22 protein-coding genes and 5 pseudogenes are annotated in these 26561 nt (G+C 67.5%); 12 read left to right on the top strand and 15 right to left on the bottom strand.

Annotation, left to right across the window (positions count from 1 at the left end):
* Nucleotides 1–211: 211 nt before the first annotated feature.
* Together malQ and ACPEE0_RS18120 are read right to left on the bottom strand one after the other, a co-directional pair.
* On the bottom strand, nucleotides 212–2491 hold the full coding sequence (malQ, locus tag ACPEE0_RS18115; RefSeq protein ID WP_354176633.1) for a 4-alpha-glucanotransferase: 2280 nt from the start codon (nucleotides 2489–2491) through the stop codon (nucleotides 212–214).
* Between the two features lie 153 nt (nucleotides 2492–2644).
* On the bottom strand, nucleotides 2645–3379 hold the full coding sequence (locus tag ACPEE0_RS18120) for a GAF and ANTAR domain-containing protein (protein ID WP_009357771.1): 735 nt from the start codon (nucleotides 3377–3379) through the stop codon (nucleotides 2645–2647).
* Between the two features lie 178 nt (nucleotides 3380–3557).
* Between ACPEE0_RS18120 and ACPEE0_RS18125 the strand changes: the two genes are divergently transcribed.
* Nucleotides 3558–4604 (top strand): aldo/keto reductase, encoded by a 1047-nt coding sequence (locus ACPEE0_RS18125; protein WP_009357772.1) that lies wholly within the window; start codon nucleotides 3558–3560, stop codon nucleotides 4602–4604.
* Nucleotides 4605–4622: 18 nt separating this feature from the next.
* Here the strand turns inward: ACPEE0_RS18125 and ACPEE0_RS18130 are convergent, their stop codons facing one another.
* Nucleotides 4623–4922 (bottom strand): hypothetical protein, encoded by a 300-nt coding sequence (locus ACPEE0_RS18130; RefSeq protein WP_152419555.1) that lies wholly within the window; start codon nucleotides 4920–4922, stop codon nucleotides 4623–4625.
* A 109-nt stretch (nucleotides 4923–5031) separates the two neighbouring features.
* On the opposite strand from ACPEE0_RS18130, the pseudogene ACPEE0_RS18135 reads away from it, so the two are divergent.
* Nucleotides 5032–5205, top strand: a pseudogene (locus ACPEE0_RS18135) (DUF3040 domain-containing protein); the annotation flags it as partial.
* On the opposite strand, the gene ACPEE0_RS18140 reads toward ACPEE0_RS18135, so the two are convergent.
* Together ACPEE0_RS18140 and ACPEE0_RS18145 are read right to left on the bottom strand one after the other, a co-directional pair.
* Entirely contained in the window at nucleotides 5161–6276 is a 1116-nt protein-coding gene (locus tag ACPEE0_RS18140; protein WP_407710444.1) for a DMT family transporter, read from the bottom strand. The pseudogene ACPEE0_RS18135 and the gene ACPEE0_RS18140 sit on opposite strands and share 45 nt — an antisense overlap.
* Nucleotides 6273–6869, bottom strand: a complete 597-nt coding sequence (locus ACPEE0_RS18145) for a TetR/AcrR family transcriptional regulator (RefSeq protein WP_407710443.1) — start codon at nucleotides 6867–6869, stop codon at nucleotides 6273–6275. The genes ACPEE0_RS18140 and ACPEE0_RS18145 overlap by 4 nt, the downstream gene beginning before the upstream one ends.
* Nucleotides 6870–7017: 148 nt before the next feature.
* On the opposite strand from ACPEE0_RS18145, the gene ACPEE0_RS18150 reads away from it, so the two are divergent.
* Together ACPEE0_RS18150 and ACPEE0_RS18155 are read left to right on the top strand one after the other, a co-directional pair.
* On the top strand, nucleotides 7018–7875 hold the full coding sequence (locus ACPEE0_RS18150; RefSeq protein WP_407710488.1) for an SDR family NAD(P)-dependent oxidoreductase: 858 nt from the start codon (nucleotides 7018–7020) through the stop codon (nucleotides 7873–7875).
* A 126-nt stretch (nucleotides 7876–8001) separates the two neighbouring features.
* On the top strand, nucleotides 8002–8301 hold the full coding sequence (locus tag ACPEE0_RS18155) for a DUF4193 domain-containing protein (RefSeq protein WP_009357777.1): 300 nt from the start codon (nucleotides 8002–8004) through the stop codon (nucleotides 8299–8301).
* 134 nt (nucleotides 8302–8435) lie between these two features.
* Here the strand turns inward: ACPEE0_RS18155 and ppsA are convergent, their stop codons facing one another.
* The 3 genes from ppsA to ACPEE0_RS18170 form a co-directional block, all read right to left on the bottom strand.
* Nucleotides 8436–10835, bottom strand: coding sequence for a phosphoenolpyruvate synthase (gene ppsA / locus ACPEE0_RS18160; protein ID WP_407710442.1), 2400 nt, complete (start codon nucleotides 10833–10835; stop codon nucleotides 8436–8438).
* Between the two features lie 148 nt (nucleotides 10836–10983).
* Complete coding sequence (locus tag ACPEE0_RS18165; protein ID WP_009357779.1) at nucleotides 10984–11802, bottom strand: pyruvate, water dikinase regulatory protein; 819 nt, start codon at nucleotides 11800–11802, stop codon at nucleotides 10984–10986.
* Between the two features lie 161 nt (nucleotides 11803–11963).
* Entirely contained in the window at nucleotides 11964–12254 is a 291-nt protein-coding gene (locus ACPEE0_RS18170; RefSeq protein WP_424574991.1) for a hypothetical protein, read from the bottom strand.
* Nucleotides 12255–12441: 187 nt separating this feature from the next.
* On the opposite strand from ACPEE0_RS18170, the gene ACPEE0_RS18175 reads away from it, so the two are divergent.
* Nucleotides 12442–12732 (top strand): hypothetical protein, encoded by a 291-nt coding sequence (locus ACPEE0_RS18175; protein WP_009357781.1) that lies wholly within the window; start codon nucleotides 12442–12444, stop codon nucleotides 12730–12732.
* Here ACPEE0_RS18175 and ACPEE0_RS18180 read toward each other — a convergent pair.
* A complete protein-coding gene (locus ACPEE0_RS18180) occupies nucleotides 12717–13457 on the bottom strand; it encodes an ANTAR domain-containing protein (protein ID WP_407710441.1) in 741 nt (246 codons plus the stop codon). The genes ACPEE0_RS18175 and ACPEE0_RS18180 overlap by 16 nt on opposite strands.
* Nucleotides 13458–13560: 103 nt before the next feature.
* Here ACPEE0_RS18180 and ACPEE0_RS18185 point away from each other — a divergent pair.
* Nucleotides 13561–13938 (top strand): annotated as a pseudogene (locus ACPEE0_RS18185) (carboxylesterase family protein); the annotation flags it as partial.
* A 134-nt stretch (nucleotides 13939–14072) separates the two neighbouring features.
* Nucleotides 14073–14987, top strand: a pseudogene (locus ACPEE0_RS18190) (carboxylesterase family protein); the annotation flags it as partial.
* Nucleotides 14988–15089: 102 nt separating this feature from the next.
* On the opposite strand, the gene ACPEE0_RS18195 reads toward ACPEE0_RS18190, so the two are convergent.
* Genes ACPEE0_RS18195 through ACPEE0_RS18220 form a run of 6 tightly spaced genes read right to left on the bottom strand, consistent with a single transcriptional unit; the run spans nucleotide 15090 to nucleotide 19794 of the window.
* Nucleotides 15090–15530, bottom strand: coding sequence for an SRPBCC family protein (locus ACPEE0_RS18195; protein WP_133349431.1), 441 nt, complete (start codon nucleotides 15528–15530; stop codon nucleotides 15090–15092).
* Between the two features lie 52 nt (nucleotides 15531–15582).
* Entirely contained in the window at nucleotides 15583–15852 is a 270-nt protein-coding gene (locus tag ACPEE0_RS18200) for a hypothetical protein (protein WP_407710439.1), read from the bottom strand.
* Between the two features lie 27 nt (nucleotides 15853–15879).
* On the bottom strand, nucleotides 15880–16371 hold the full coding sequence (locus ACPEE0_RS18205) for an RpiB/LacA/LacB family sugar-phosphate isomerase (RefSeq protein ID WP_407710438.1): 492 nt from the start codon (nucleotides 16369–16371) through the stop codon (nucleotides 15880–15882).
* Entirely contained in the window at nucleotides 16368–18119 is a 1752-nt protein-coding gene (locus tag ACPEE0_RS18210; RefSeq protein ID WP_407710437.1) for a dihydroxyacetone kinase family protein, read from the bottom strand. The genes ACPEE0_RS18205 and ACPEE0_RS18210 overlap by 4 nt, the downstream gene beginning before the upstream one ends.
* 41 nt (nucleotides 18120–18160) lie before the next feature.
* Complete coding sequence (locus tag ACPEE0_RS18215; protein WP_009358771.1) at nucleotides 18161–18934, bottom strand: SDR family NAD(P)-dependent oxidoreductase; 774 nt, start codon at nucleotides 18932–18934, stop codon at nucleotides 18161–18163.
* Between the two features lie 35 nt (nucleotides 18935–18969).
* Entirely contained in the window at nucleotides 18970–19794 is an 825-nt protein-coding gene (locus ACPEE0_RS18220) for a sugar phosphate isomerase/epimerase family protein (protein ID WP_009358772.1), read from the bottom strand.
* A gap of 181 nt (nucleotides 19795–19975) precedes the next feature.
* On the opposite strand from ACPEE0_RS18220, the pseudogene ACPEE0_RS18225 reads away from it, so the two are divergent.
* The 5 genes and pseudogenes from ACPEE0_RS18225 (at nucleotide 19976) to treS (ending at nucleotide 26472) form a co-directional block, all read left to right on the top strand.
* Nucleotides 19976–21312: pseudogene (locus ACPEE0_RS18225) on the top strand (MFS transporter).
* A 35-nt stretch (nucleotides 21313–21347) separates the two neighbouring features.
* Nucleotides 21348–22241, top strand: a complete 894-nt coding sequence (locus tag ACPEE0_RS18230) for a transketolase (protein WP_424574992.1) — start codon at nucleotides 21348–21350, stop codon at nucleotides 22239–22241.
* Nucleotides 22241–23272, top strand: a complete 1032-nt coding sequence (locus tag ACPEE0_RS18235; RefSeq protein WP_424574993.1) for a transketolase family protein — start codon at nucleotides 22241–22243, stop codon at nucleotides 23270–23272. The genes ACPEE0_RS18230 and ACPEE0_RS18235 overlap by 1 nt, the downstream gene beginning before the upstream one ends.
* 113 nt (nucleotides 23273–23385) lie before the next feature.
* The gene (locus ACPEE0_RS18240; RefSeq protein ID WP_407710433.1) at nucleotides 23386–24045 is read left to right on the top strand and encodes a GntR family transcriptional regulator; all 660 of its coding nucleotides are present in this window, start codon (nucleotides 23386–23388) and stop codon (nucleotides 24043–24045) included.
* 148 nt (nucleotides 24046–24193) lie between these two features.
* Nucleotides 24194–26472: pseudogene (treS, locus tag ACPEE0_RS18245) on the top strand (maltose alpha-D-glucosyltransferase).
* Nucleotides 26473–26561 lie beyond the last annotated feature (89 nt).

Consider the following 26561-nt stretch of genomic DNA (forward strand, 5'->3'; position numbering starts at 1 on the left):
TGCGCCGGCGGCCTCCAGCCGGGACGCATCCGAACCTGGCCGGACCAGGGCGCGCACCTGTTTCCCACGTTTCAGCAGCTCGGTGACCACCTGGCTCCCAGGAACCCGGTGCCGCCAACCAGCAGGATGGGCCCACGCCCGTCCGGCTCCTTGGCCGGGCTTGCGGCGTCGGGGAACGGGTGGGGATTCATGGCGCCCTCCTCAGGGTTGATCAGCCGTGCAGAGCCTCCTCCACCGCAGCGAGCAGGCTGTTGAACCGCGCGTTAGCGGGGAGGTCATCAAGGACAACGGGACTGCCGTCCGGGCCGCCCAACGGGACCTGCCAGTTCGGGTACAGCGCCTCGGTGGTTCCGGGCTGGTTCTGCACGCGCCGCTCCCCCACTGCGTCCACCAAGGCCACGCCCAGCAGGACCGACGGCGTCTGCGTGAGCAGCAGGTGCAGGGCCTCGATGGTGCGCTCCTCGGAGCCGGATGGTCCGGGACCACCGGAGCCGCCGGTCCCGTCCTCCGGAAGGTAGCCCCGCTCCCGCAGCATGGCGAGCATCTTTTCCAAGGACGCGTTGTGCTCGGCCCGCTCTTCGGCTTCGGAGCGTTCCAGCAGGCCCAGCCTGCTCCGCAGCGCCACATGGTCGCCGGCCAGGTAGCCGGCGGTGGGCGGAAGGTCGTGGGTGTTCACGCTGGCAAGCGCCTGCGTACGGTACTTTTCGGGCGCAAGCGGGGAATCGCCGTCGTACTCAAACCAAAGGATGGACGTGCCCATGATGCCGCGCGCGGCCAGGTAGTCCCGCACCCACGGTTCGAAGGTGCCGAGGTCCTCGCCGATCACCACGGCCCCGGCGCGGTGCGCCTCAAGGGCCAGGATGCCGATCAGTGCCTCGTGGTCGTAGCGGACGTAGGCGCCGTCGCCGGGGGCGTTGCCCACCGGAATCCACCAGAGCCGGAACAGTCCGAGAATGTGGTCCACCCGGATGCCGCCGGCGTGCCGCAGCACGGTGGCGAGCATATTGCGGAAGGGCTGGTAGCCGGCCTCCGCCAGCCGAACGGGGTGCCACGGCGGCTGGCCCCAGTCCTGGCCCTGCTGGTTGTACATGTCCGGCGGCGCACCCACGCTGGTGGCCGGCGCCAGCACGTTCCGGAGGGTCCAGGCGTCGGCACTGCTGTGGTCCACGCCGACTGCAAGGTCGTGGACCACACCCAGCCGCATGCCCGACCTCAGCGCGGCCTGCTGGGCATTCTCGAGCTGCTCGTCGCAAATCCACTGCAGCCAGCGGTGGAAGCCGATCCGGTCGCCAAGCTTTTCCCGGAGCGCTTCCGCTTCAGGGGTGCCCAAGGCGGTGGCGGGGTCGGTCCACAGCGGAGCATCCGGGGCGAGGTCCTCGCGGATGGCGGACCACAGGGCGAAATCGTCGAGTCCGCTGCCGGAAATCCGGCAGAACTCGTCGAACGCTGCCTGCCGGGCAGGCGAACGGCGGGTGTGGTACAGAAGTTCCAGTGCCTGCAGCTTTGCGGCGTAGACGGAATTCCGGTCCAGCCGCCCGCCGTCCTTGTTGAGTCCGGCCACTTCCTCGTGCAGTTTTTCCAGCTGGGCACGTTTGCGCGGCTTCAGGTAGGCCAGTTCGGGAATGGCCTCAATCCGGATATAGAGCGGGTTGAAGAACCGCCGGGTGGACGGCGAATAGGGCGAAGGCTGGACCGGCGGAACGGGCTCCGCCGCATGCAGCGGATTGACCAGCACATAGTCGGCGCCGCGGGCACCGCTCAGCGCGGCAAGGTCGGCCAGGTCCGAGAAGTCGCCGATGCCCCATGACCGCTTGGACCGGACGGAATACAGCTGCGTTGCCAGGCCCCAGCCCCGGCGCTTCTCCAGTTCCTTTGCCGTCTCAAGCCGGGCAGGAGCCACCACCAGCGTGGCGGACGCGGTGGTGCCTTCCGACTCGGCCACAAGCGTGTGCCAGCCCAGCGGCAGGTCCTGCGGGAGGGCGAAGGTTGCCCGGCCCACCGACACACCGTCCACGTCCACGGGCTGCACCCAGACGTCCTGCTGTTCCGCTTCCCGCGTCCCGGCCCCGCCTTCCAGCGTGATGGCCAGGCTGGCAGCGGCTCCTTCCCGCACATGCACGGGGACCTGCGCCGGCTCGCCCTGCTGGATTACGACGGCGGGTGGCAGCATCCGCCGCCACGGCGCCAGTGCCGCTTCCGCCAGCGCTTCCTGGATGTGCTGGTTGGTGTGCGCCTGGACGCCCAAGGCAGCCAAAACCTTGATGAGTGTTTCCTCGGCCACCGAGTGCGGCAGCCCATCCCAGCCCTGGAACGAAGTTCCCACGCCGTGCGCATCCGCCAACTGCTGGAGCAGGTGGGGGTCCACGCGTGCCCCTGTGACGGGCCCGCCGGCAGCACTTCCCGGGGCAGATTCCCCCGCAGCCGGAACGAAGCCCGGTGGATCGGCCGGCATCGCTGGCCGTGGTGCGTGCTGCTGGTCTGAAGCCGTCATGCGTGTCCGCCTCGTCTGGTGTGAAGGGATCGAACTTACAGTGCTGCCTGTTGTACCGGGCGCTCGCACCCCCGTGCACAACCGTTGGTTCAGATTATTGCAGGGCGGGGCAGAGGCGAAATGCGGCTGCCGTCACATGGGTGGGCGCCCGCCTCACGGCTCGAAGTGCGTGTTGACCGCTCCGTCGCTCACCCGGGCAAGGACTTCCGCCGCCAGGTCCCGCAGTTTCTGGTTGCGGTGGCTTGAGGCCTTGGTCAGCAGCGCGATGGCTTCGTCCTGGGAGCACCGGTTTTGTGCCATGATCACGCCGCAGGCGAGATCGATGGTGGTGCGGTTCTGCATCGCGGCCGAGAGGTCTTCGGCGAGGTTCTGGGCATCCGCGATGCGCAGGGCAAGCCGCAGCGCGCGGCCGGCCAGGTCGGCAAACCCTTCGGCCCGGCTGATCACAGCCTCGGAAAAGACGCCGGGCTGGTTGGCAAAGAAGTTCAATGCGGCGCTCTGGTTCTGGTCCAGGGCAAGGGGGACGCCCAGCACGCTGCGGCAGCCGTTCTCCGCCAGGACCTTCCGGTACTCCGGCCAGCGGGTATCGGTCTCCACGTCGGGCAGGACAACGAAACTCATGCTCTCCAGGGCAGTGAGGCACGGCCCCTGCCCCAGGTCCTGTTCCAGCGCGTCCAGTTCCCTTGCCCGCTCGCTGCTGCCCGCCACCGTGGTGCTGCGTTTACGCCGCCGGAGGGTCACCCCGCATTCAATGTGCGTGCCGGCAGACTCGCTCAGGGTCGCGGCCGCCACTGTGGACAGCTCCGTGAGGAAATCGCTCACATTGGTGCTGCCAATAATCAGGTCGTGCAGCTTTACGAACTGCTCGTCTTTACTGGGGGTGGCCATCCCTCAATATAAGCGAGATCGCGGGCTGCGCGCGCGCCACAAAACGTCATCCGGGCCCCCTCCGTTACTTCGTGCGTCGAAAAGCGAAGGACTAAGGCAGGAATCTTCAGGCAACCGGCGGATCTGGGTAGCCTCATGACGGGTCAAGGGCAAGCAAGCCAACGGGAGGAGACCGGGGATGAGCCTCAACGAACTGCGGGTGTTCGGGCGGTCGGGAACCCCCGTCAGCGCACTCACGCTGGGCACCATGAACTTCGGCGAAGGGACCGGCGGACCGTCCGGGGCGCCCACCGGCGCCGAGGAAAGCATCCGGATCATCCACGCCGCACTGGACGCAGGCATCACGGCGATCGACACCGCCGATGTCTACTCGCAGGGCCAGTCCGAGCAGGTGGTGGGCCGGGCACTGCGCGGACGCCGCGATGATGTTTTCCTTGCCACCAAGTTCCATGGGCAGATGAGCGCCAACCCCGCGCACTGCGGCAACTCCCGCCGCTGGATCACCCAGGCAGTGGAAGGCAGCCTCCGCCGGCTGCAGACGGACCGCATCGACCTCTACCAGGCGCACCGGCCCGACTACAACACCGACGTCCTGGAAACCATCACCACCCTCAACGACCTGATCCGGCAGGGCAAGATCCTCTACTACGGCACGTCCGTCTTCACGCCGGCGCAGCTGGTGGAGGCGCAGTGGCTGGCCACCACCAACCATCTGATCCCGCCGCTCGGCAACCAGGTGCCGTACTCGATGCTGGTCCGCGGCAACGAGCGGGACGTGCTGCCCATCGCGCAGCAGTACGGGCTGGGTGTCCTTGCCTATGGACCGCTGGCCGGCGGCTGGCTGTCCGGAAGCTTCGTGCTGGAGTCCGGCCGGCCGGCCACCCGGGTGCATTCCCTGCCCGGGCGGTACGACATCTCCGGCCCCTCCAGTGAGCGGAAGCTGCTGGCGGCTGACGCCCTGGCCCGGCTGGCAGACAAGCTGGAGCTCCCGCTGGTTGATCTCGCCGTCGGCTTTGCCCTGGCCCATCCGGCCATCAGCAGCGTGATCATTGGCCCGCGCAGCGAGGAGCACCTGTACGCCTACCTCCGCGCCGCCGGGATCCGGCTGGGTGAGGACGTGCTGGACGCCATCGATGACATCGTCCCGCCGGGCACCAATTTCGTGGAGCGGGACGCGGGCGCCATTGTCCCGGCCATTGAGTTCGCGGAATTACGACGGCGGTAGCCGGCCTCGTGCCCCTGGCTACCTCTGCCGCCCGGTGCGGCGGAGGGCGAACCGGTAGCCTGCCCAGAATGCCAGCAGGAGCATTCCGGCGAGGATCAGCGCGTAGCCGAGCCTTGCCGTGCCGTCCATGAAAACCAGGCTGTTCGACGAAAAGGTGTCGTTCGCCAGCGGCGCGTAGGCAAACCAGCCCACGTCCTGCCGCGGGACCCGCACCACCAATATGCCGATGACGGCACTGGCCACCGCGATCAGCGGCACCAGGAATCCCCGCCAAATCCGTCCGCCGGACCGGCCACTGCTGCTGTCCCCCAAAGTCATGCCTTTACCCTAGCGGCATGCCGCAAGGCGGGTCTTGACTAAGTGAGACAAGGCTCCTACGGTCAGTACCGATACCCGCTTTCATGGAATTCAGGGGCATGCCATGCCAATGTCCGAAGAGGAGCGGAGGCTGCTTCACGAGCTGGAACTGCGGCTGATCGCCGACGATCCCCACCTGGCCATGGAACTGCTCTCCGGCTATCCCGCCCGCCGCCTCCCGGCGAGGCTCTTCGCCGGCTTAGCCGCGTGCCTGCCCGGACTTGTCGTGCTCCTGGTGGGAATCGGCAGCCAGGCGGCCGCCGCCGTCGTCCTCGGCCTTTTGCTGCTGGGCGCCGGGGCCTTTGTCTTCCTGGACCGGCCCTTCCCAGGCAGGAGCCGGCGGCGAGAACAGCCCACCGGCTAGGGCCGGATGCTGCTGGCGCCCCGATCCCCGGGGAGTGCCCGGCGTCAGGATGAACAGGCTCGCCAGGACGACGGCGGCGCCAAGCCAGCCGAGCGCCGGAAGGCGCTCCCCCACCACCAGGACGGCCAGGACGGCGGCCACCACCGTCTCCAGCAGGGAGATGCTGGTTGCGGTGCTGGCGCGGATCCGGGCAAGCCCCCAGCCGAACAGGACGTAGCCGGCAAACATCGGAACCAGCGCCATGTAGGCGCCCACCGAAAAGTTGGTCCACGACTGCAGAAGCGGGGCGCCGGTCACGGCGAGTACCGGCATCAGCAGCACCCCGCCCAGCCCGAACACCGCTCCCATCGCCGCCCGTGAGGGGATCCCGCCACTGATCAGCCGGTGCGCGGCCCACGAATACAGGGCATACGTGCCACCGGCTACCAGGCCCAGGAGGATGCCGGCGGCGGACGCTCCAGAATCTCCGCCTTCCAGGCCCGGCCCCGCGCCTGCAGGACTGTGCCCGGCAAAGGACAACAGGGCAGCACCGCCCACTCCCAGCAGCGCACCGGCAACCCACCGCCGGGTCAGCGGCTTGCGGTCCGCGAACCGCTCCACCAGAGCTGCGGCCACAGGGGCCGAGCCAATGGAGACGACGGTTCCGATGGCTACGCCTGCCAGATGCATGGAGCTGTAAAAGGCAAGGGGATAGACGGCCACCGCTGCTGCGGCCAGGAGCACCAGCCGCCACCTTTCCGCCAGTCCGCCCCGGTGGTCGGTGATGGATCGGGCGGCATACAGCGCCTGCAGTAGCCCGCCGATCCCCATGGCGACAGCACCGATGGCGAGCGGACTGACGGACGGCGCGAAGGTGGCGGCCGTCCCGGTGGTTCCCCACAGGACGGACGCGGCCGCCACGAACAGGGCTCCCCAGAGCGGTGCATCGGCCGCCGCGGTTCTTGCCGTCACAGCTCCGCCAGCATCCGGGCAGCAATGAGCCTCGCATCCCTGAGCCGGGCATCCCCGCCTTCCAGCCCTGCCCGCGCCATGGCCCCCTCCAGGAGGAATGACAGGTGGCGTGCCAACTCTGCGGCGCGGGCCTTCTGGCCGGGCAGAAGCTCGAGTGCATGCGCTGCCAGCAGTTCCTCCACCTGTTCCTTGTGCCGCCGCACCGCTTCCCGGCCTGCGTCCCCCGCCGGGAGTTCGGCGGCGGCGTTCAGGAGCCCGCAGCCCCGGAATCCGTGTTCATAGGCGGCATTGGCATGGTCCAGGTAGGCATCGAAGACAGCCAGGACCCGGCCCCCGGCGTTCCCCGCGGTTTCCAGACGGCTGCGGTACAGCTCAAGCCATTCCGCGTGCCGGGCTTCCAGATATGCAGCCACCAGGTCGGCCTTGGAAGCGAAGTTGTTGTACAGGCTTTTCTTTGCCACTCCCGCTTCCGAAGTGATGGTGTCGATGCCGGTGCCGGCCACCCCGTTCGCATAGAACAGGCGTGCGGCTGCGTCCAGCAGCAGCTGGCGCGCTGGACGCCGGGGCGGGACTGAAACGTCCGGTGCAGGCATGGGCACTCCTCGAAACAGTGGTAGGTAGACCAGTCTACCTACCACTGCCATTCACGGCGAGCGCGGCTCTTGCCCGCTATGGTCACGCCCGGAGTTCCGTGCTGGGATTAACGTAAGGACGCGTCAGGAGGCGGTAGCCGTGGCAGCTATGGATGGCCGGATTGCACTGGTCACGGGAGCAACGGGAGGCCTGGCCAAGGCAGTTGCCGCGGGCCTCGCCAGGGAAGGCGCCGCCGTCGTCGTCATTGGCCGGAACTACGCCCGCGCCCAGGAGGCGGTGCAGGATATCCGTGCGCGCGTCCCGGCGACCACGCTGGAGCCCCTCGCCTGTGACGTGTCCCTGCAATCGTCAATCCAGGCGGCTGCGGACCAGGTCCGCGCCCGCTACGGGCAGCTCGATGTGCTGGTGAACGCGGCCGGCGTCTTCCGGAAGGAACGGCATGTGACGGCGGAGGGGCTGGAGCTGACGTTCGCCACCAACGTCATGTCCTACTTCCTGTTCAGCAACCTGCTGCTGGATGCCCTGAAGAAAGCCGCAGCGTCCGCGGGATCGGCGCGAATTGTGAACGTGGCCTCCAGGTACGGCAACACGCGCCTGGCCTTCGACGACCTGCAGACCGCCAAAGGCAAATACAGCTACCTGCGCTCCACGCCGCCCACCATGCTGGCCCGCGTGCTGCTCACCCAGGAGCTCGCGGAGCGCCTGCGCGGCACCGGCGTCGTGGCCAATGCGGTCCACCCCGGGCTGGTCAGGAATACCGGGCTGCTGAAGGACGTGGGCGGGCCGTTCCGGTGGATCACCAACAGGTTCGGGAAGACGGCGGAGCAGGCCGCGGACACGCCCCTGTGGCTGGCTACCGCCGCGGAGACAGCCGCCGTTACCGGCAAGCTGTGGGCACAGCGGAAGGAACTGCCCACCCCGGGAATGGGGTCGGACGTGGAGGCCCGGCACCGGCTCTGGGCCGAGTGCTCGCGGCTGGCCGGATGGGACGGCGTGCACAAGTAGCCGGAGCACCGGTGTTGAAGCTATATTGGCCCTCCGGAACTGGCGGGAATAACTTCCGGCCGCTTTGGGTTTTCGCTCTGTCCAGAACAATCTGGGCAAACCACAGCCGTACAGGAGAACGCATCAATGGCAGTTGACTACGACGCTCCGCGGGTGACTCCGGAAGAAGAACCGAACGTCGCCCTGGAGGAGCTGAAGACCGAGAAGCCGGGACGTCGGGAGGCCACCCCTGACGTTGACGAGACTGACCTCGCGGACAGCTTTGAGCTGCCCGGCGCCGACCTGTCGAACGAGGAACTGCTGATCCAGGTGGTCCCTGTGCAGCAGGACGAATTCACCTGCATGTCCTGCTTCCTGGTCCACCACCGCAGCCAGCTGGCGCGGGAAAAGGACGGCAAGAAGTACTGCAAGGAGTGCGAGGGGTAAAGGGGGCGGAGGCCGGCCAGGTTTGGGTTTCAACGCCCACAAGGCCTGGCAGCCGCCGGCAGGAAAGGGGCTGGCCGGGACCTTAATGCAGGTCCCAACCAGCCCGTAAGTTTTGAACGCTATCGCCCCAGCGGTCAGCCCACTGCGGTGAGCTCGGCCGCCGTCGTTCCTGTCAGCCGGAGCCAGGTGTCCACCACGGTGTCCGGGTTCAGGGAGACGGAGCTGATGCCTTCCTGGACCAGCCACTCGGCGAAGTCGGCGTGGTCGCTGGGGCCCTGGCCGCAGATGCCCACGTACTTGCCGCGGGCGTTGCAGGCGCTGATGGCCATGCTGAGGAGCTTCTTGACCGCGGGATCCCGCTCGTCGAAGCCGCCGGACACGATCCCGGAGTCACGGTCCAGGCCCAGGGTCAGCTGGGTCATGTCGTTGGATCCGATGGAGAACCCGTCGAAGTAGTCAAGGAACTCGTCGGCGAGCAGGGCGTTGGACGGAAGCTCGCACATCATGATCACTTCCAGGCCGTTCTCGCCGCGCTTCAGCCCGTTTTCGGCCAGCAGCTCAATGACGCCGCGGGCCTCGTCCAGGGTCCGCACAAACGGGATCATCAGCTTGACGTTCGTCAGCCCCATCTCGTTGCGGACATAGGCCAGGGCCTCGCACTCCAGATCGAAGCAGTCCCGGAAGGACGGGTCCAGGTACCGTGAGGCGCCGCGGAAGCCGATCATCGGGTTCTCTTCGTGCGGCTCGTAGGCCGGGCCGCCGATGAGGTTGGCGTACTCGTTGGACTTGAAGTCGGACATCCGCACGATGACCGGCTCCGGGGCGAAGGCCGCGGCGATGATGGACACGCCCTCGGCCAGGCGCTTGATGTAGTAGTCGCGCGGGCTGCCGTAGGCGGCGATCCGCTCGTTGATTTCGGCCTTGATGTCCGCCGGCTGGTCGTCCAGGTTGAGCAGCGCCTTGGGGTGGACGCCGATCTGGCGGTTGATGATGAACTCCAGCCGGGCCAGGCCCACGCCCTGGTTGGGCAGCTGCGCGAACGTGAACGCCTGCTCCGGGGTGCCCACGTTCATCATGACCTTGACCGGGGCGTCCGGCAGCTGGGCGATCTCCGTTTCCTCGGCAGTGAAATCCAGGATCCCCTCGTAGATCACACCGGTTTCGCCGTCGGCGCAGGAAACAGTGACAGCGGGGACGTCGGCGAGGATTTCCGTGGCGTTGCCGGTGCCGACCACGGCGGGGATGCCCAGTTCACGGGCGATGATGGCTGCGTGGCACGTGCGTCCGCCACGGTTGGTCACGATCGCGGCGGCCCGCTTCATGATCGGTTCCCAGTCGGGATCGGTCATGTCGGCCACCAGCACATCGCCGGTCTTGAAGGCGGCCATCTGCTCAATGCCGGTGAGGATGCGGACGTTGCCGGCACCGATCCGCTGCCCGATGGCGCGCCCCTCGGCCAGCACGCGGCTGGTGCCGTTGAGCCGGAAGCGGCTCAGGCTGCCGGTGGAGCGGCGGGACTGCACGGTCTCCGGCCGGGCCTGCAGGATGTACAGGCCGCCGTCCACGCCGTCCTTGCCCCACTCGATGTCCATGGGCCGGCCGTAGTGCTTTTCGATGGCGACGGCGTAGCGCGCGAGCTGCTCCACGTCGTCGTCGTTGAGGCTGAACTTGTTCCGCAGGGATGCCTCAACGGGCACGAAGTCGACGGTGCGGCCCACCTCGCGGCTGGAGGTGTAGGTCATCTGGAGGGCCTTTTCGCCCAACCCCCGTTTGAGGATGGCGGGCCGGCCGGCTTCCAGCGCGGGCTTGAAGACGTAGAACTCGTCCGGGTTGACGGCGCCCTGGACCACAGCCTCGCCGAGGCCGTAGGAGGACGTGACGAAAACCGCGTCGCGGAAGCCGGACTCCGTGTCCATGGTGAACATGACGCCGGAGGCCCCGACGTCGGAACGCACCATGCGCTGGATGCCGGCGGAGAGTGCCACGTCGGCGTGCTCGAACTTGTGGTGGACGCGGTAGGCGATGGCCCGGTCGTTGTAGAGCGAGGCGAACACGTCCTTGATCGCCACCAGGATGTTCTCGATACCGCGGACGTTCAGGAAGGTTTCCTGCTGCCCGGCGAAGGACGCGTCCGGAAGGTCTTCTGCGGTGGCGCTGGAACGGACGGCCCAGGACAGGTCATCGGACCCGCCGTGCTTGTCCACCAGCTGCTGGTAGAAGTCCCGGACCTGCGCTTCGAAGCCTGGGAGGAAGGGGGTCTGGCGGATCAGGTCCCGGATGTCGTGGCCGGCCGCGGCCAGGGCGGTGACGTCGTCGGTGTCCAGCCCGACCAGCCGGTCGGCGATCGTCTGGTCCAGGCCCGGGTCCGCAAGGAAGGTGCGGTAGGCATCCGCGGTGGTGGCGAACCCGTCCGGGACCTGTACCCCGGCTGAGCTCAGGTTCTGGACCAGTTCCCCGAGGGAGGCGTTCTTTCCGCCCACCCGTTCGAGGTCCTTCAGTCCGAGCTCTGAGAACCAGAGGATGTCTTGTGTCATGTCGCTGCTCCTTCGCAGTTAATGGCAGTGGTGTACCCGTCGCCGTGTGGCTTTTGCTGCCTTATGGGCGCAAATCCTGTCCACCGTGACAGGTATTGGTGGCTCTTTCCATATGATTTGCACCACAGGGCCGGCGGCTCGGCTTTCCCTAGTGCTTGAGGTTCATCCGCTGCAGGATGGTTGCCGCCATCTCCTCCACCGATACGGTGGCCGAATTCAGGAACGGAATCCTGTGCGCCATGTAGAGTTGCTCGGCGCTGCGCAGTTCGTAGCCGCACTGCCGCAGGGAAGCGTAGGGCGAGCCGCTGCGGCGCTCGGTGCGGATCTGGCTCAGGCGCAACGGGTTGGAGGAGAGGCCGAAACACTTCGACACAAACGGCCGCAGCGGCTTGGGCAGGCCTTCCCGCTCGAAGTCCTCGTCCACCAGTGGAAAGTTCGCGGCGAAGATGCCGTGCTGCAGCGCCAGGTACATGGTGGTGGGGGTCTTGCCGCAGCGGGAAGGGGCAACCAGGATCACCTGGGCCTTTTCGAGGGCACGCAGGCTCTGCCCGTCGTCGTGCTCCATGGCGTATTCGACGGCGGCCATCCGGGACTGGTAGCGCGCAGCGTTGCCCAGGCCGTGCGCGCGCCCCGGTTCCCCGCTCGCCCGGGTGCCCAGGGCAGCCTCCAGTTGCGGGACGTGGGTGCCGATCAGGTCCACCACGGCGGCCTTGCACGTCTCCAGGATGGAGCGGATCTCGCTGCTGACCGCCGTCGAGAAGACGAGCGGCCGCAGGCCCGCGTCGGCAACGGCGTCAATGGTGGTCACCACGGCCCTCGCCTGCTCGGCCGTGGTGATGAACGGGACGGTGATGCGGTCGAAGTTGTTGCCGGGGAACTGCGTCAGCAGGGTGTTTCCGAGCGTTTCCGCAGTGATGCCCGTGCTGTCCGAAAGAAAGTACACGGGGCGTGGAGCGTCATTGGTCATGGACAGATTCTCCATCACCACGGCACGGGCCCCGCGCTCCGGCCCTCAGCGTGACGGCTCTGCCCCGCTTCTGTGCGGGCACCAGCACCGGACAATGGCGCCGGCGTCTCTCCCGCACACCCCGTGATCTCAGGCCGTGCCCGGGTAAAGCTGTTACCGTGCTAGCCCTGGCCCCCGGCGGCACCCGGCGCCGGCACCGCGACAGTTGAATGCTGCGGCTTCGCGGCCCGGTGCGGGTTCCCTGCTTCCTTTGCACAGTGCAGGCAGCAGTAGATGCCGGGCTCGCTCTCAACCGGATGCCCCAGGATCCGGCAACCGCAGTGTTCACACGCGGGCGCCATCATATGGATGGCACATTCGAAGCTGTCGAACGTCCCGGTCTGGCTGGCCATGGTCACGGTGAACATGCGGCCCTCGTGGTTGCCGCAGACATCGCAGGTGTCCATGATCATTCCCTCCTTGATCCCGTTGCTCCAGACACTCAGCGTCGCTGCTCCGTTAGCTGCCGGCTAGAGGCAAAAGTCCCAGCAGTTTCCCTAACCGCCCGGCGGAAGAAAAATTTCTTTCCACCCGGGCCATCCATCACCCGTCCCGCTACGAAGTCCTCTCAGGAAGATCATCACGAATGCGGGAGGGACGATGGATGAGGTGGACCAGCAGGCCCTGACCGGCGCTGTGATCAAAAGGCACAACCTGGACCTGGGCGAACTGTGGCTGGACTACGTGGCACTGGGCGGCGACGCCTCGGAACAGCAGATCCGGGACTACACTGCAGGCGCGGCGGGGCTCTCGGAGAAGGAACGGGACGCACTGTCCCAGGCTGTCAACGAACACTGCGCCGCCGCCGGTCTTGGCGTGCGGGCACCGTTCAGCGACTCGCCACTGGAACAGTTGGATTCCAAGCCGCAGGATCCCTATTCGTCGAAGTAGGTGAAGGTCTCTGCGCCTCCGGTCACGGTGGAGATCACTCCGGAGGCGATCTCCCGCAGCTTGATGTTCCGGGTGTTGGACGCCTCCCGCAGTACCTTGAACGCGGCCGCCTGGCCGCACCGGTTCTGCGCCATGATGGCTCCGGTCGCCAGGTCGATGACGGTCCGTGTCTGCATCGCGGCGCTCAGGCCGTCCTTGGTGTCCTGGAGCTTGGCCATCCGCAGGGCAAGCCTCAGTCCCTTCGATGCCTGCGCAACAAAGGCCTCCGCAGATGCCGTGCTGCCGGGCTCCGCGGGCTGCGGGGAGTAGAGGCTGAGGAGTCCCTGGTCGCCGTCGAGAAGCAGCGGAAGGCTGACCACAGAGAGCACGCCCTGCCTGCGGCCGGCGAGGACGTACTCCGGCCAGCGGCCTTCCCGGCGCAGGTCCGGAACCACCACTGTTTGGGAAAGCCGCGCCGCAGTGGCACCCGGGCTGTCGGCGTATGCGCCTTCCAGCTGGTTCATCAGCCTGGCAACGGAACTGCTGGCTGCCCTTGCCACCGGCTTCTTGGGGCGGGCCAGCGTGATGTTGCAGGCAAGTTCGCGGCCCGGCCCGCCAAGCCTCTGCGCCGTATATCCCGCCAGGTCGTCGAGCATCTGGGGTACCGGCTGGTTACCCAGCATCAGGTCCTGCAGGCGTACCGCAACATCGGCGAAGGAGGTGCCGTCACAAACGTCGCTGTTCATTGCAAGGCTCCCTTCCGGACACAGTTAGGCCACAGCATCATGGCCGCCCACTGCCAGACGGTACGTTCCACCCTACCCGGGCGGACGCCGTAACGTGTCAATCATGAAACTTGCCACCGGCCGCTGCGGCACGGCAGCCGGCACCACCCTTGCCGTTGATGGCGCGGCAATCCACCGCTTCCTGGGGATTCGCTATGCGGAGGCGCCGGAGCGGTTTCGGCCCCCTGTTCCGGCCGCTCCGTGGGCAGGAGTGCTGGACTGCACCGGACCGGGACCGGCTGCACCGCAGAACCCCGAGTCCCCGGCTCCACCGGGCTCCCGGCCGCGCAGTTGGAGCGAAGACGGCTGCCTCAACCTCAACATCTGGACTCCGGGCACGGGAGGGCCTGGCCGTCCTGTGCTGGTGTGGATCCACGGCGGCGCCTACCTCAGCGGTGCCAACAGTGACGCGATGTACGACGGCGGCGCCCTGGCAGCAGCCACCGGCACCGTAGTGGTGGCCATCAACTACCGGCTGGGAGCCCTCGGTTTCCTGAACCTGGCAGAACTCCTGGGCCGGGCTACGAGGACTCTTCCAACGTTGCGCTTCTGGACCAGCTGGAGGCGCTGCGGTGGGTGCGGGACAACATCGCAGGGTTCGGCGGGGATCCGGGGAACGTTACGGTCTTCGGGGAGTCGGCAGGGGCGGCGGCCATCGGCACCCTGCTGGGCATGCCCGCGTCGGAAGGCCTCTTCCGCCGCGCCATCCTGCAGAGCGGCACCGCCGAACGGTTCCGAACCCCGGAAGTTTCAGCCCGCATCGCACGGGAGTTCCTCACCCTGTGCGGCCTTGACGCCGGGTCAGCCCGGGACATCCTCACGCTCCCGATCGCGAGGCTGCTCGAGGCACAGGAAGAACTGGGACGGCGCACGGCCCGGGAGACCTTTGCGGTTCCGTTGCCGTTCCAGCCGACGGCGGGGATCCCGTCATTGCCCCGGCCGCCGCTGGAGGCGGTGCGGCAGGGGCTGAATGGAGACGTGGACCTGCTGCTCGGAACCAACCTCAACGAGGGGTCCTTCAGCGTGGAGATGCGCCCGGCCGATCCCGCTGACCCCGGCTATCCCGAGCGGGCAGCGGCGGTGCTTGCGGCAGCCGGCATCGCCCCTGGGCGGACCGCCGGTTACGCGGAGGCCCTGTCGCGGGTCCTGTCGGCGGAGCCCGGCGGGAAGGTACTGCTGGAAGCCGCCGTGGCTGACTCTGTGTACCGCCAGCCCAGCAACAACCTGCTCGATGCCCGGGAGGACTCGGCGCGGCAGGGATCGACCGGGCGGAATTTCGCCTACCTCTTCACGTGGCGCAGCCCTGCCATGGGCGGGAAACTCGGGGCGTGCCACGCGCTGGAAATCCCGTTCGTCTTCCGGCACCTGGACTCGCCGGAGGCCGCCTTCCTCACCCGGGGGCAGGCACCCCAGGAACTGAGCGACGCCATGAGCGGCGCCTGGGCTGCCTTCGCCCGCACCGGCTCACCCGGCCTGCCTGGGCTGGACTGGCCGGAGTACGGGCCGGAGCGCAACACCATGGTCCTCGACGCCGCGCCCCGGGTGGAGCAGGATCCCCGCCGGGAGATCCGGGAGTTCTTCGCCGCGAACAGGTCAGCCGGCAGCCTGGGCGTTGAGGGTATCCCGGATCCCGTTCAGTGCCGGGTCGCGGAGCTGCATGAAGGCGGGCTTGAGCAGCGGCTGGATGATTTTGGCCGGGCCCTTGATGCTGAACTCGGCCGTGTACTTGACCACCGAGCCGGAGCCGGACGGGCTCACGTCCACGGAGTCGAACGCCGTGACGCTCTTGTTCTCGCCGCGGAGCTTGATGTGGTTGTCCGTCAACTCGATGACCTCGTACTCCAGGGTCTGCCGCTTCCCGCGGAACTCGGACTCCGCATGGTAGCGGTGGCCCACCGCCACCGGTCCCGGGGTCAGCTTGTCCATCACCGGAGTGTTGGGGTCCCACTTGCTGGTGTTTTCGAACTCCTTCATGAAGGCAAAGGCCTTCTCGGCGGACAGTTTGGTTTCCACGCTTCCGGTGACTGTGATCATCACCCCAGTCTAGGAAGGCACCCGCGGCAAGCACACCCCCAATATGTGCCCGCTACGGACCCGGCAGGGGCACGGGCAGGCGGACGGCGGCCATTTTGTAGCACAGCTTCCCGCCCAGTTCGCGCGGACTGATCCACACCTCGTAGCCCTCGGCGGCCGCAAACAGGGCCCTCCCCGCCATGGCGTCCGCGGCCAGCCATAAGGCCGAGGAATCAGGCATGACGTCCTCCACCATCCCCGCCCGGACCAGCGTGAAGTCCTTCCGGATCTCCACGGGAATCCCCACCAGGCGGCTCCAGTCGTGGCAGCGCATCCACTTCATGCTGTACTTCCCGTCCCGCGTGCCCGGCTAGCAGGCCTCGAAGTCGGTCAGGACCTTGACCTTGCCCGCGGATGCCGAGGCCGGGTCGAACGTGTAGCCGATCCACTCTTTCGCGAGCCGGCGTGCCAGTTCGATGCCGACCACCCGCTGGCCCATGGTGAGGACCTGGCAGTCGTTGGACAGGACGGAGCGTTCCACGGAGAACGAGTCGTGCGCTGCCGTTGCCCGGATGCCCTCCACCTTGTTCGCAGCGATGGCCACGCCGATTCCGGTTCCGCAGAAGAGGATGGCCCGGTCGGCGGCGCCGTCGCGGATCATTTCGCCGGCGGTGATGCCCACGTACGGGTAGGGCCTGGTGAAGGCGTCCGGGGCGTCGGACAGGTTGACCCCGATATCGATGACTTCGCTGATCCGCGGGTCCTCCCGGAGGTCTGCCAGGACGCGGTCCTTGTAGTCCACCCCTGCCTCGTCGGCACCGACAATGACGCGCAGTCCCATGCTGTGTCCTTCCTTGTTCATGCTTTTGCTCCAACGGTTTCCTGTGCTGCCGGAACGGCAGTGAAGTGCGGACCCATCACGCCGAAGACCATGGCCAGCGATGTTGCTCCGGGGTCCGCGGTGCCCAGGCTCTTTTCCGCGAGCGGCCGGGCGCGTCCCTTCAGCGGCAGCAGGTCCGCCGTTGCCGCGGCAGCCGCGGCGGCGACGCGGGCAGCTTCCTGCCAGGCGGCAGCGGGTTCCATGCCTTCGCCGACGAGGCGGGCAAGGCTGCCGGCAAACGGAAGCAGCGCGTCCACCATGGTCTTGTCGCCCACCTCGGCCTTGCCCAGCTGGACAATCCGGTCAGCGAACGCGGTGACACCGGCGGCGAGGTCCGTGGCCGAAGGAACAGCCGAATTCCCCACTGTTTCGCCGAAGGCACGCAGTCCGGCGCCCCACAGGACACCCGAGGTTCCGCCGGCCTTGTCAGCCCAGGCGTCCCCGGCGGCAGCCAGGACGTCGCCGGCACCGGCGCCCTGGCCGAGCGCGGCGGAGGCGGCTGCCGCAGCGGCATCCACCCCGCGCACCATGCCCCGCCCGTGGTCGCCGTCGCCGGCGATGGCGTCCATGCGGCCCAGCCGCTCCTCAGCCTCGTGCAGCGAAGCACGCGCGGCGTCGATGGCCGCGGCGCACAGGAAGGCGTAACTGCGGGAGGCGTCCGTGGCGGTGAACGCCGCCGAGGCCTTTCCGGCGTCGGCCGCTTCCGCCGCGGTGTCTGCGCCGGAAACCCGGGCCGCGTTGCCGCGGCGGTAGGCCGGGGTCTCGGCCGGCGCAACCCACAGCGGTTCCAGTTCGTCGTCCAGCCAGGTGACGGTGAGCGAAACGCCCGCCATGTCCAGGCTGGTCACCAGCTCCCCCACCTCGGGCATCACCAGCGTGTACCCGGCCGAGCGCAGCAGTGGCGCCACCGTGCCCCACAGGACAAAAAGCTCCTCGTGCTTGGTGGAGCCCAGCCCGTTGAGGATGACGGCGATCCGCTCCCCCGCCCCCGCCGGAGTTTCGGCGAGGACCCGCGACACCAGTTCCTGGCCCAGCTCCCTGGCGGACGGCAGGTCCGTGTCATGCAGGCCGGGCTCCCCGTGGATGCCCAGGCCAAGGCCCATCTGCCCCTCCGGCAGGGTGAACAGCGGCGTTTCGGCGCCCGGGAAGGTGCAGCCTGCAAAGGCGCTGCCCATGGTCCGGGTCCGGTCATTCGCCTTGCGGCCCAGCCGGACCACCTCCGCAAGGCGGTCACCGCGCTCGGCGGCGGCACCCATCACCTTGAAGACGGGAAAGTCCCCGGCGATGCCGCGGCGCTTGCCGGCTTCCGACGGCGGGGCGCTGGCGATGTCGTCCGTGACCAGCACGTTTTCCACGGCGATGCCCTCGGCGGCCAGCCGGTCGCTGGCCATGCCGAAGTTCATCACGTCGCCGGCGTAGTTGCCGTAGGTGAAGACGACGCCGGCTCCGGACTCGGCCGCCTTGGCCACCGAGTAGGCCTGCTGGGCGGAGGGTGAGGTGAAGATGTTGCCCACCACGGCGCCGTCAGCGAAGCCGGGTCCGATCAGTCCGACGAAAGCCGGGTAGTGCCCGGAGCCGCCGCCGGCCAGCACCGCAACCTTGGGCTGCGTGGGCCGGTACCGGCGGACGGCGCCGCCGGGGACCTGGCGCACCAGGCCGGCGTGCACGTCGCAGAAACCTGCGAGGGCTTCCTCGGCGAAGTCGGAGGGGTCGTTGAAAATCTTTGTCATGGTGGGCTCTCTGGCGTCCGGATGTTTCGCTGGCAGGGCTGTTAGTGCATGTGGCTTCCGCCGTTGATGTCGAGGGTGGTGCCGGTGAGGTAGGCGGAGTCCTCGGAGGAGAGGAAGGTGATGGCTGCGGCGACCTCTTCGGTGGTGGCGTTGCGGCCCAGCGGAATGCCGGCGTTGATGGCGGCTTCCTGTTCCTCGGTGCTGCCCACGCGGATGTTGGTGTCCACCGCGCCCGGGGTGATGGCGTTGACGGTGACACCGGTGGTGCCCAGCTCGCGGGCCAGGGCCTTGGTGAAGCCAAGAATGGCGGCCTTCGCGGCGGAGTAGGGAACCTTGCCGAAGACGCCGCCGCCGCGCTGGGCGGAGACGGAGGACATGTTGACGATGCGGCCCCAGCCGTTGTCGATCATGCCCGGCAGGAAGGCCTTGGTGACCAGGTAGGTGCCGGTGGCGTTGACGTCCATGACCTTGTGCCACAGCTCGAGGGTGGTCTCCAGGAACGGCACGGGCGAGGTGATGCCGGCGATGTTCGCCAGTGCCCCGACGGGCGGCAGGTTTCCTGCGGCGACTTCGGCTGCGACGGCGGCCTGGGCAGCCGTGACGGATGCTTCGCTGGCGACGTCAATCTCGTGTCCGAAGGCGGGGACGTTGAATTCGTTGCCGATTTCGGCGGCGACCTTGGCGGACTTCTCGCCGTCGAGGTCCAGGATTACCACTGCCCAGCCTTCGTTGGCGTAGCGGCGTGCGGTGGTGAGGCCGATGCCCCGGTCCGAGGTGGCCCCGGTGAGGACTGCGGTGCGCTGGATGGTGCTCATGGTGGTACTCCTTGTGGCTGGTGGTGGGTTGTGCCTTAGAGAAGGTCGGTGATGAAGCTGGCAGCTTTCGCTGCCGCGGCGGGACGCTCGTCGTGCGTGACGTCCCGCGTCTCGAGTTCGAGGGAGTAGTGGCCGGTGTACCCGTCCGCGGCGAGCCGCTTCAGGCCGCCGGCGAAATCGGCTACGCCGTTGCCGATGCTGAGGTTGATGTTTCCCGGCACGGCGTCGCGCAGGTGGACGTGGCTGATGCGGCCGCGGTGCCGGTCCAGGTAGGCCTGGATGTCTTCGCCGGCGGCCGTGACGTGGCTGAAGTCCATCACGATTCCGACGCTGGATCCCGCCAGCCGGTCGGCCAGCTGTCCCGCGCGGTCCAGGTTCCAGCAGAACCGGAGGAAGTGCAGCGACTCGGTCCAGAGTTCGACGCCGAACTCCGACGCCCGCCGTTCCGCACCCGTGAGCTCGGCAGCAATGCGGTCGAGGTCCGCTTCGACGCTGCGCACCGGGTTGTGGTCCAGCGCGCCGCACGGCAGGACGAGGGCCTTGGCGCCGGTGTTTGCCGCCAGGGTGAGCAGGGCGTCAAGGTGGCCCTGCCGTGCTGCCCGCCCGTCGCCGTCGAGCACGGCGTTCAGGTCCCCGATGTCTCCGTTCACCGAACGCACCCGGAGGCCGGATGCCCGGACGGTTTCCGAGACGGCGGCAACGGCGGCTGCGTCCAGCTGGTACGGGACGTGGTCGCAGACACCGGGCAGGGCGCCCAGGTCGATTTCCTCGAACCCCAGTCCGGCCATGGTGCACAGCGCAGTGGCGAGCTCCTGGTGCCGAAAGCTGATGGATGAGCACCCGAGTCTGGAATGGAACATCGTTGATCCCTTGGTTCGTGCAGTAGTGATGCCGACCACAGTATGCGGATTCACTGTCAACAGTCAACCCCTGAAGTCGACTGTTGACATTGAGCATGACGACGGTCACACTGGGTCTATCATTTGTTAACCGTCGACAGCGGCGACTCCCCCTTCAGCCGCTCTCCGAAAGGGAACCACCATGAGCAAAGATGCTCTGAACATGCGCGGTCCGGTTCACGGAACCAAGGACGCCAAGCGCGTTGCCATTGGCTCCGGTGTGGGCGCAGTCATCGAAACCTATGACTTCATTGGTTTCGGCACCGCCGCCGCGCTGTACTTCGGCACTGCCTTCTTCCCCACCGGCGATCCGGTCACGGGCACGCTGGCCGCCTTCGCCACGCTGGGCGTCGGCTTCGCGGCCCGCCCACTGGGCGGCATCATCGGCGGCCACCTCGGCGACAAGGTGGGCCGCAAGCCCGTGCTGGTCACGTCGCTGATCCTGATGGGTGTGGCCACCTTCCTGATCGGCCTGCTGCCCACCTACAGCCAGGTCGGGCTGCTGGCCCCCGCCCTGCTGGTGTTCGTCCGGATCGTGCAGGGCCTGGCGTTCGGTGCCGAATGGGGCGGCGCCATCCTAATGAGCTACGAGCATGCACCGTGGAAGGCCAAGGGCAAGTACACCGGCATCGTCCAGGCCGGCTTCCCGGTAGGCCTGCTGCTGGCCAACCTGGTCTTCCTGGTCAGCGTGAACCTTGGCGGCGAGCTCGCCTGGCGCGTTCCGTTCCTGGCCAGCATCGTGCTGGTGGTGGTCGGCCTGATCATCCGCTCCAAGGTTCCCGAGTCCCCGGTCTTCGACGAGGTCAAGGACAGCGGCGACATCGTCAAGTCGCCCATCGTCGAGGTCATCAAGACCGACTGGCGCAACATCGTCCGCGGCATCGGCCTGCGCGTCGCCGAGACTGCAGGCTACGCCGTGTCCATCACCTACATGATTTCCTACCTGCACACCGAGCAGCTGGCGGACAAGACCCAGACCCTCGTCGCCCTCTGCATCGCATCCTTCATCGGCATCTTCGCCACCGCAGCCTGGGCCCGCCTGACGGACAGGATTGGCCGCCGTCCCGTCTACATCTGGTCCTGCGCGTTCGCCGTCCTGTTCGCGGTCCCGATGTTCCTGATGGTCAATACCGGCCTGTTCTTCTTCGTCATCGCCACCATCGCCATCTCCTACGCCGTCTGCCAGAACTCCCTCGCCGGCGCCCAGGGTGCCTGGTTCCCCGAGCTCTTCCAGGCCAAGACCCGCGCTTCCGGTGCCAGCCTGGCGTACCAGATCTCCGCCATGGTCTCCGGCTTCACCCCGTTCGTCACCACCCTGCTCTTCGTCAGCTTCGGCTGGATGGGCCCGGCACTGCTCTTCGGCCTCTACGCCGCTGTAGGCCTGTGGGCCGCCGTCGCCACGCGGGAAACCTGGGCAAGCGGGAGCGGCAGCTGGCGGATGAAGCCACCAAAAGCACGCCCAACACCGTAAGCGTCTAATGACCGTCACGCACGAAACAAAAACGGAGTCAGCAATGCCAGTAGAGACCGTCCAGGACCGGGCTGCGGAAAGCCAGGTGACGCGGGAGCGCATCGAAAAGATCAGCGCAGCCGCGTACCGGATCCGGCACCACGCCCTGAACATGGGTGAGGTGCAGGGCCAGGGCTACGTGGGCCAGGCTCTCGGCGCCGCGGACATGCTCGCCACGGTGTACGGGGACCAGCTCCGCTTCCGCGCCGCGGACCCGCACTGGGAGGGCCGGGACCGGTTCCTGCTCTCCACCGGGCACTACGCCATCGGCCACTACGCCGCCCTCGCAGAGGCCGGGATCGTCCCGGTGGAGGAACTCGAAACCTACGGCTCGGACGATTCGCGGCTGCCGATGTCCGGCATGTCCACCTACACCCCGGGCATGGAAATCTCCGGCGGTTCCCTGGGCCACGGGCTGACCATCGCCGTCGGCATGGCCCTGGGGCTGCGCTACCAGGGCTCCGGCTCGCGGGTGTTCAACTTCCTCTCGGACGGCGAACTGGACGAGGGCTCCACGTGGGAAGCGGCGATGGGCGCGCACCACCACCAGCTGGGCAACCTCACCGCGATGGTGGACATCAACGCCCTGCAGGCCGACGGCAAGACCGACACGGTGCTCCGCACAGAACCGGTCACCGAAAAGTGGGAATCGTTCGGCTGGTACACCCAGCGGGTGGACGGCAACGACGTCGCCGCGCTCCTGGCCGCCTTCGACAACGCAGCCGCCCAGGCCGCCGCCGTCGGACGTCCTTCGGTGATCCTCTGTGACACCAAGGTGGGCCGCGGCGTGCCGCTGCTCGAGAACCGCGAGAAGGCGCACTTCATGCGCATCGAAGAGAACGAATGGCAGATCTGCCGCGAGCAGCTCACCGCCGGATTTGAAGGAAAGGCTGCCTGATGAGCACCACCACCGAGGCACCCAACACCACAGCAGCCTATTCAGCACCTGCCAAACCGAAGCTGAAGACGTCGGCGATGATCGCGTCGTTCGCCGACCCCGGGCAGAAGACTGCATCCGCGCCGTTCGGGCACGCCCTGGTGAAGGCTGCGCAGGAAAACGACAAGATCGTCGGCCTCACCGCGGACCTGGGCAAGTACACGGACATGCACATCTTCGCCAAGGCCTTCCCGGAGCGGTTCTTCCAGATGGGCATGGCCGAGCAGCTGCTCTTTGGTGCAGCCGCAGGCCTGGCCGAAACCGGGCTGGTGCCGTTCGCGTCCACCTACTCCGTGTTCGCCGCCCGCCGCGCCTACGACTTCCTCTGCCTGGACGCGGCGGAACCGAACCTGAACGTCAACATCGTGGGCGGCCTGCCCGGCCTGACCACCGGATACGGTCCCAGCCACCAGGCCACCGAGGACATGGCGATCTTCCGCGGCATGCCCAACCTGACCATCGTGGACCCCTGTGACTCGGTGGACATCGAGCAGGCCGTGCCGCAGCTCGCAGCCTCGGAGGGGCCCACCTACCTGCGGCTGCTGCGCGGCAACGTGCCCACTGTCCTGGACGAATACGGCTACACGTTCGAACTCGGCAAGGCCAAGGTGCTGCGCGGCGGCAACGACGTTGTCTTCATCTCCTCCGGGCTGATGACCATGCGCGCCCTCCAGGCAGCCAAGGCGCTGGCGGCACACAACGTGGACGTCGCCGTCGTGCACACCCCCACCATCAAGCCGTTCGACGCCGAAACCGTCCTCAAGGAGATCAACACGGACCGGCTCGCCGTCACCCTGGAGAACCACTCCGTGGTGGGCGGCCTGTTCGAAACGGTCGCCTCCGCCGTCGTCACCGCAGGCCTTGGCAAGCGCGTGGTGCCGGTCGCGCTGCCGGACCAGTTCCTCGACGCCGGCGCGCTGCCCACCCTGCACGACCGCTACGGCCTGGCCTCCGACCGCATCGTGGCGAAGGTGCTCGCCGAACTCGGCTGAGTCAGCGCCCTGGCAAAAGCACGGTTCCGGTCCCGGCCGGAGCCGTGCTTTCTGCCGTACTATCGAAACCACCGACTGTAAACAGTCAACGTACAACATTGAGGACAGAGGCCATGGCCGGACTGACCGCCCCGCTGCTGGGACTGCAAAAGAAGAGCCTGCGCGAGCAGGCACTCTCGGCCTTGAGGACCGCCATCACCAGCGGCGAACTGGAACCCGGGCGCCACCTGGTGGAAACCGAGCTGTCCGAGATGCTGCAGATCAGCCGCGGCACGCTCCGCGAAGCCCTCCGCCAGTTGGAGCAGGAAGGCCTGGTCTCGGCCGGTCCCCGCGGCCGGCTCTCCGTCCGCCACCTGGACGAAAAGGAAATCCGCGACATCTACGCGGTCCGCGCCGCCCTGGAGTCCCTCGCCGCCCGGACCCTGTGTGAACTGCCTGACCGGCAGCAGGTCACGGACTCCCTGCACCAGGCCATCGACGCGATGGGCGCGGCCGCCAGCGGAACCCTGGAGGAGCGGATCGAGTCCGACCTCGAATTCCACCGCACCCTCTGCCGGCTCACCGGCAACGAGACGCTGCTGCACTCCTGGGAGTCCCTGGAAGGCTCCATCCGGATGTCCATCATGTTCGCCGGGCTGGAAAAGGGCGTCAGCAACATGAGCGTGGACCGGCACCGGGACATCGTCACCGCCATCGACACCGGGGACGCCGCGCTGGCCAGGAAAACCATCCTCGAGCACATGGACACGGCGGCCGCAAACCTCGTCTCCTAGCTCCCGCGGGCCTGGCGTGCCGGCGTCTTTTTTGGCGCCGGCTGCTCCCTCCGCGCGAATACTCCCGGCCCTCTGGGGTACGTTGGCAGGAGCAGGGTGACCTGGAATGATGCCCAGGGACCATGGGAACAACCTGTAGGAGGAATCTATGCGGGAAGTCAGTGCCAGCGACGGTTTTCTTGAAGCGGACACCGTTGCCGGCGAGGATGAACAGGCAGTTCCGGCCGAGGCCGAACCGGCAGCAGAGCCGGAAATCACCTACGACGAACAGTTCTACCCTGCCCGGCCCAAGGCGCTCCGGCCGATTGCCCGCCGGCGGCAGTACCTCGCCACCCGGCCGTCCTTCGAGTTCGACGGCCGCAACACCGCTTACGTGGAGTGGCTGCGGAACAGGCAATGCTCGGCGACGCGAATACCCTTGCGCGGCAGCTCTCCGGGCAGGCCAGCATGTGGCAGAACTCGTATGCGCACCCGAACCCGCGTGCCGCCGTCGAGCGCGCGCCGGTGTGGTTCACCGCGTATCCGCTGTCCTTTATCACGCGGCCCGGCGAATCCTTCCTCAGCGCCCTCGGCGACAAGAACATGTGGGACGCCTTCAGCGAGATCGGTATCCGCGCCATCCACACCGGCCCGGTCAAGCTGGCCGGCGGCATCAGCGGCTGGACCCAGACGCCCAGCGTTGACGGCCACTTCGACCGGATCAGCATGGCCATCGACCCCGTCTTCGGGACGGAGGAGGAATTCCGCCGGATGTGCGAGGTGGCCGCGGACCACGGCGGCACCATCATCGACGACATCGTGCCGGGCCACACCGGCAAGGGCGCGGACTTCCGCCTCGCCGAAATGAACTTCCGGGACTACCCGGGGATCTACCACATGGTGGACATCCCCGAGGAGGACTGGCACCTGCTGCCGGACGTTCCCGACGGCCAGGACTCGGTAAACCTCAGCCCGGAATCCGAACAGGCGCTGCAGAAGGCCGGATACATCATCGGCCGGCTGCAGCGGGTGATCTTCTACGAGCCCGGCGTCAAGGAAACCAACTGGAGCGCCACCCGTCCGGTGGTGGACACCACGGGCAAGACCCGCCGCTGGGTCTACCTGCACTACTTCAAGGCCGGCCAGCCGTCCATCAACTGGCTGGACCCCACCTTCGCCGGGATGCGCCTGGTGGTGGGCGATGCCCTGCACTCGCTGCTCGACCTGGGCACCGGGGCGCTGCGGCTGGATGCCAACGGATTCCTGGGCGTGGAAAAGAGTGCCGAGGAACAGCCCGGCTGGTCCGAGGGACACCCGCTGTCCGAGGCTGCCAACCAGCTCATCGGTTCCATGATCCGCAAGGTGGGCGGGTTCTCCTTCCAGGAGCTCAACCTGACCATCGACGACATCAAGGCAACGTCCGAAGCCGGCCCTGACCTGTCCTACGACTTCATCACCCGGCCCGCCTACCACTACGCGCTGGTCACGGCAGACACCGAGCTGCTGCGGCTGACGATGCGGCTGTCCATGGAAATCGGCGTGGACCAGGCGTCACTGGTCCACGCGCTGCAGAACCATGACGAACTCACCTATGAGCTGATGCACTTCGCCTCGGGCCACCGGGACGAGATGTTCGAGCTTGCCGGCGAAGAGCTCACGGGCGCCGAGCTGGCCGAGAAGGTCCAGCAGACCATGCGCGAGCGCCTGACCGGGGAGAACGGCCCTTACAACGCGGTGTTCACCACCAACGGCATTGCCTGCACCACGGTGAGCTTCATCATGGCGGCGCTGGGAATCCGGGATCCGGAGTCCATCACGCCGGAGCAGGAAGCGAAGGTCCGGGACGCCCACATCCTGCTGGCGATGTACAACGCCCTGCAGCCCGGCGTCTTTGCCCTGTCCGGCTGGGACCTTGCCGGGATCACCGCCCTTGACCGGGAGAGCGTTGCCGAGCTGACGGCGCAGGGCGATACCCGCTGGATCAACCGCGGCGCCCACGACATCATGGGCACCAGCCCGGATGCGAAGTCTTCGTCGTCGGGCATGCCGCGGGCACGCAGCCTGTACGGTGGGCTGCCGGAGCAGCTGCAGGACTCCAACTCGTTTGCCCGGCGGCTCCAGCGGGTCCTGGCTGTCCGGGAGGAGCACGGCATCGCCACCGGCACCCTTGTCGACGTCCCCGACGTGTCCCACCGCGGCCTGCTGGTCCAGGTGACCAGGCTGGGAAGCGGCGCGCTTGAGGTCACGGTGCTGAACTTCTCCGACCAGGACGTGGCCGGCAGCATCCAGTCAAGCCATCTGGTGCCGGGCTCCACGGTGCAGGACCTGTTCAGCGGCGAGGCCATCGGCCAGGTGGATGACCTGGGCAGCTTCTTCCTGGAGTTGCCGGCATTCCAGGGGACGGCGCTGCTGCTGACGGAAGCGGAGGCGGCCGCAGCGGACGACTGATGCGGCGCCGGCGTGCTTACGGGTAGCGCGGGAATCTGTTTGGGTTCCGGACCGTTAACTGACTGTACGGTAAGTTACCGCGTGGTACT

Source organism: Arthrobacter sp. SD76 (assembly GCF_049726125.1).
Classification (GTDB): Bacteria; Actinomycetota; Actinomycetes; order Actinomycetales; family Micrococcaceae; genus Arthrobacter; species Arthrobacter nitrophenolicus.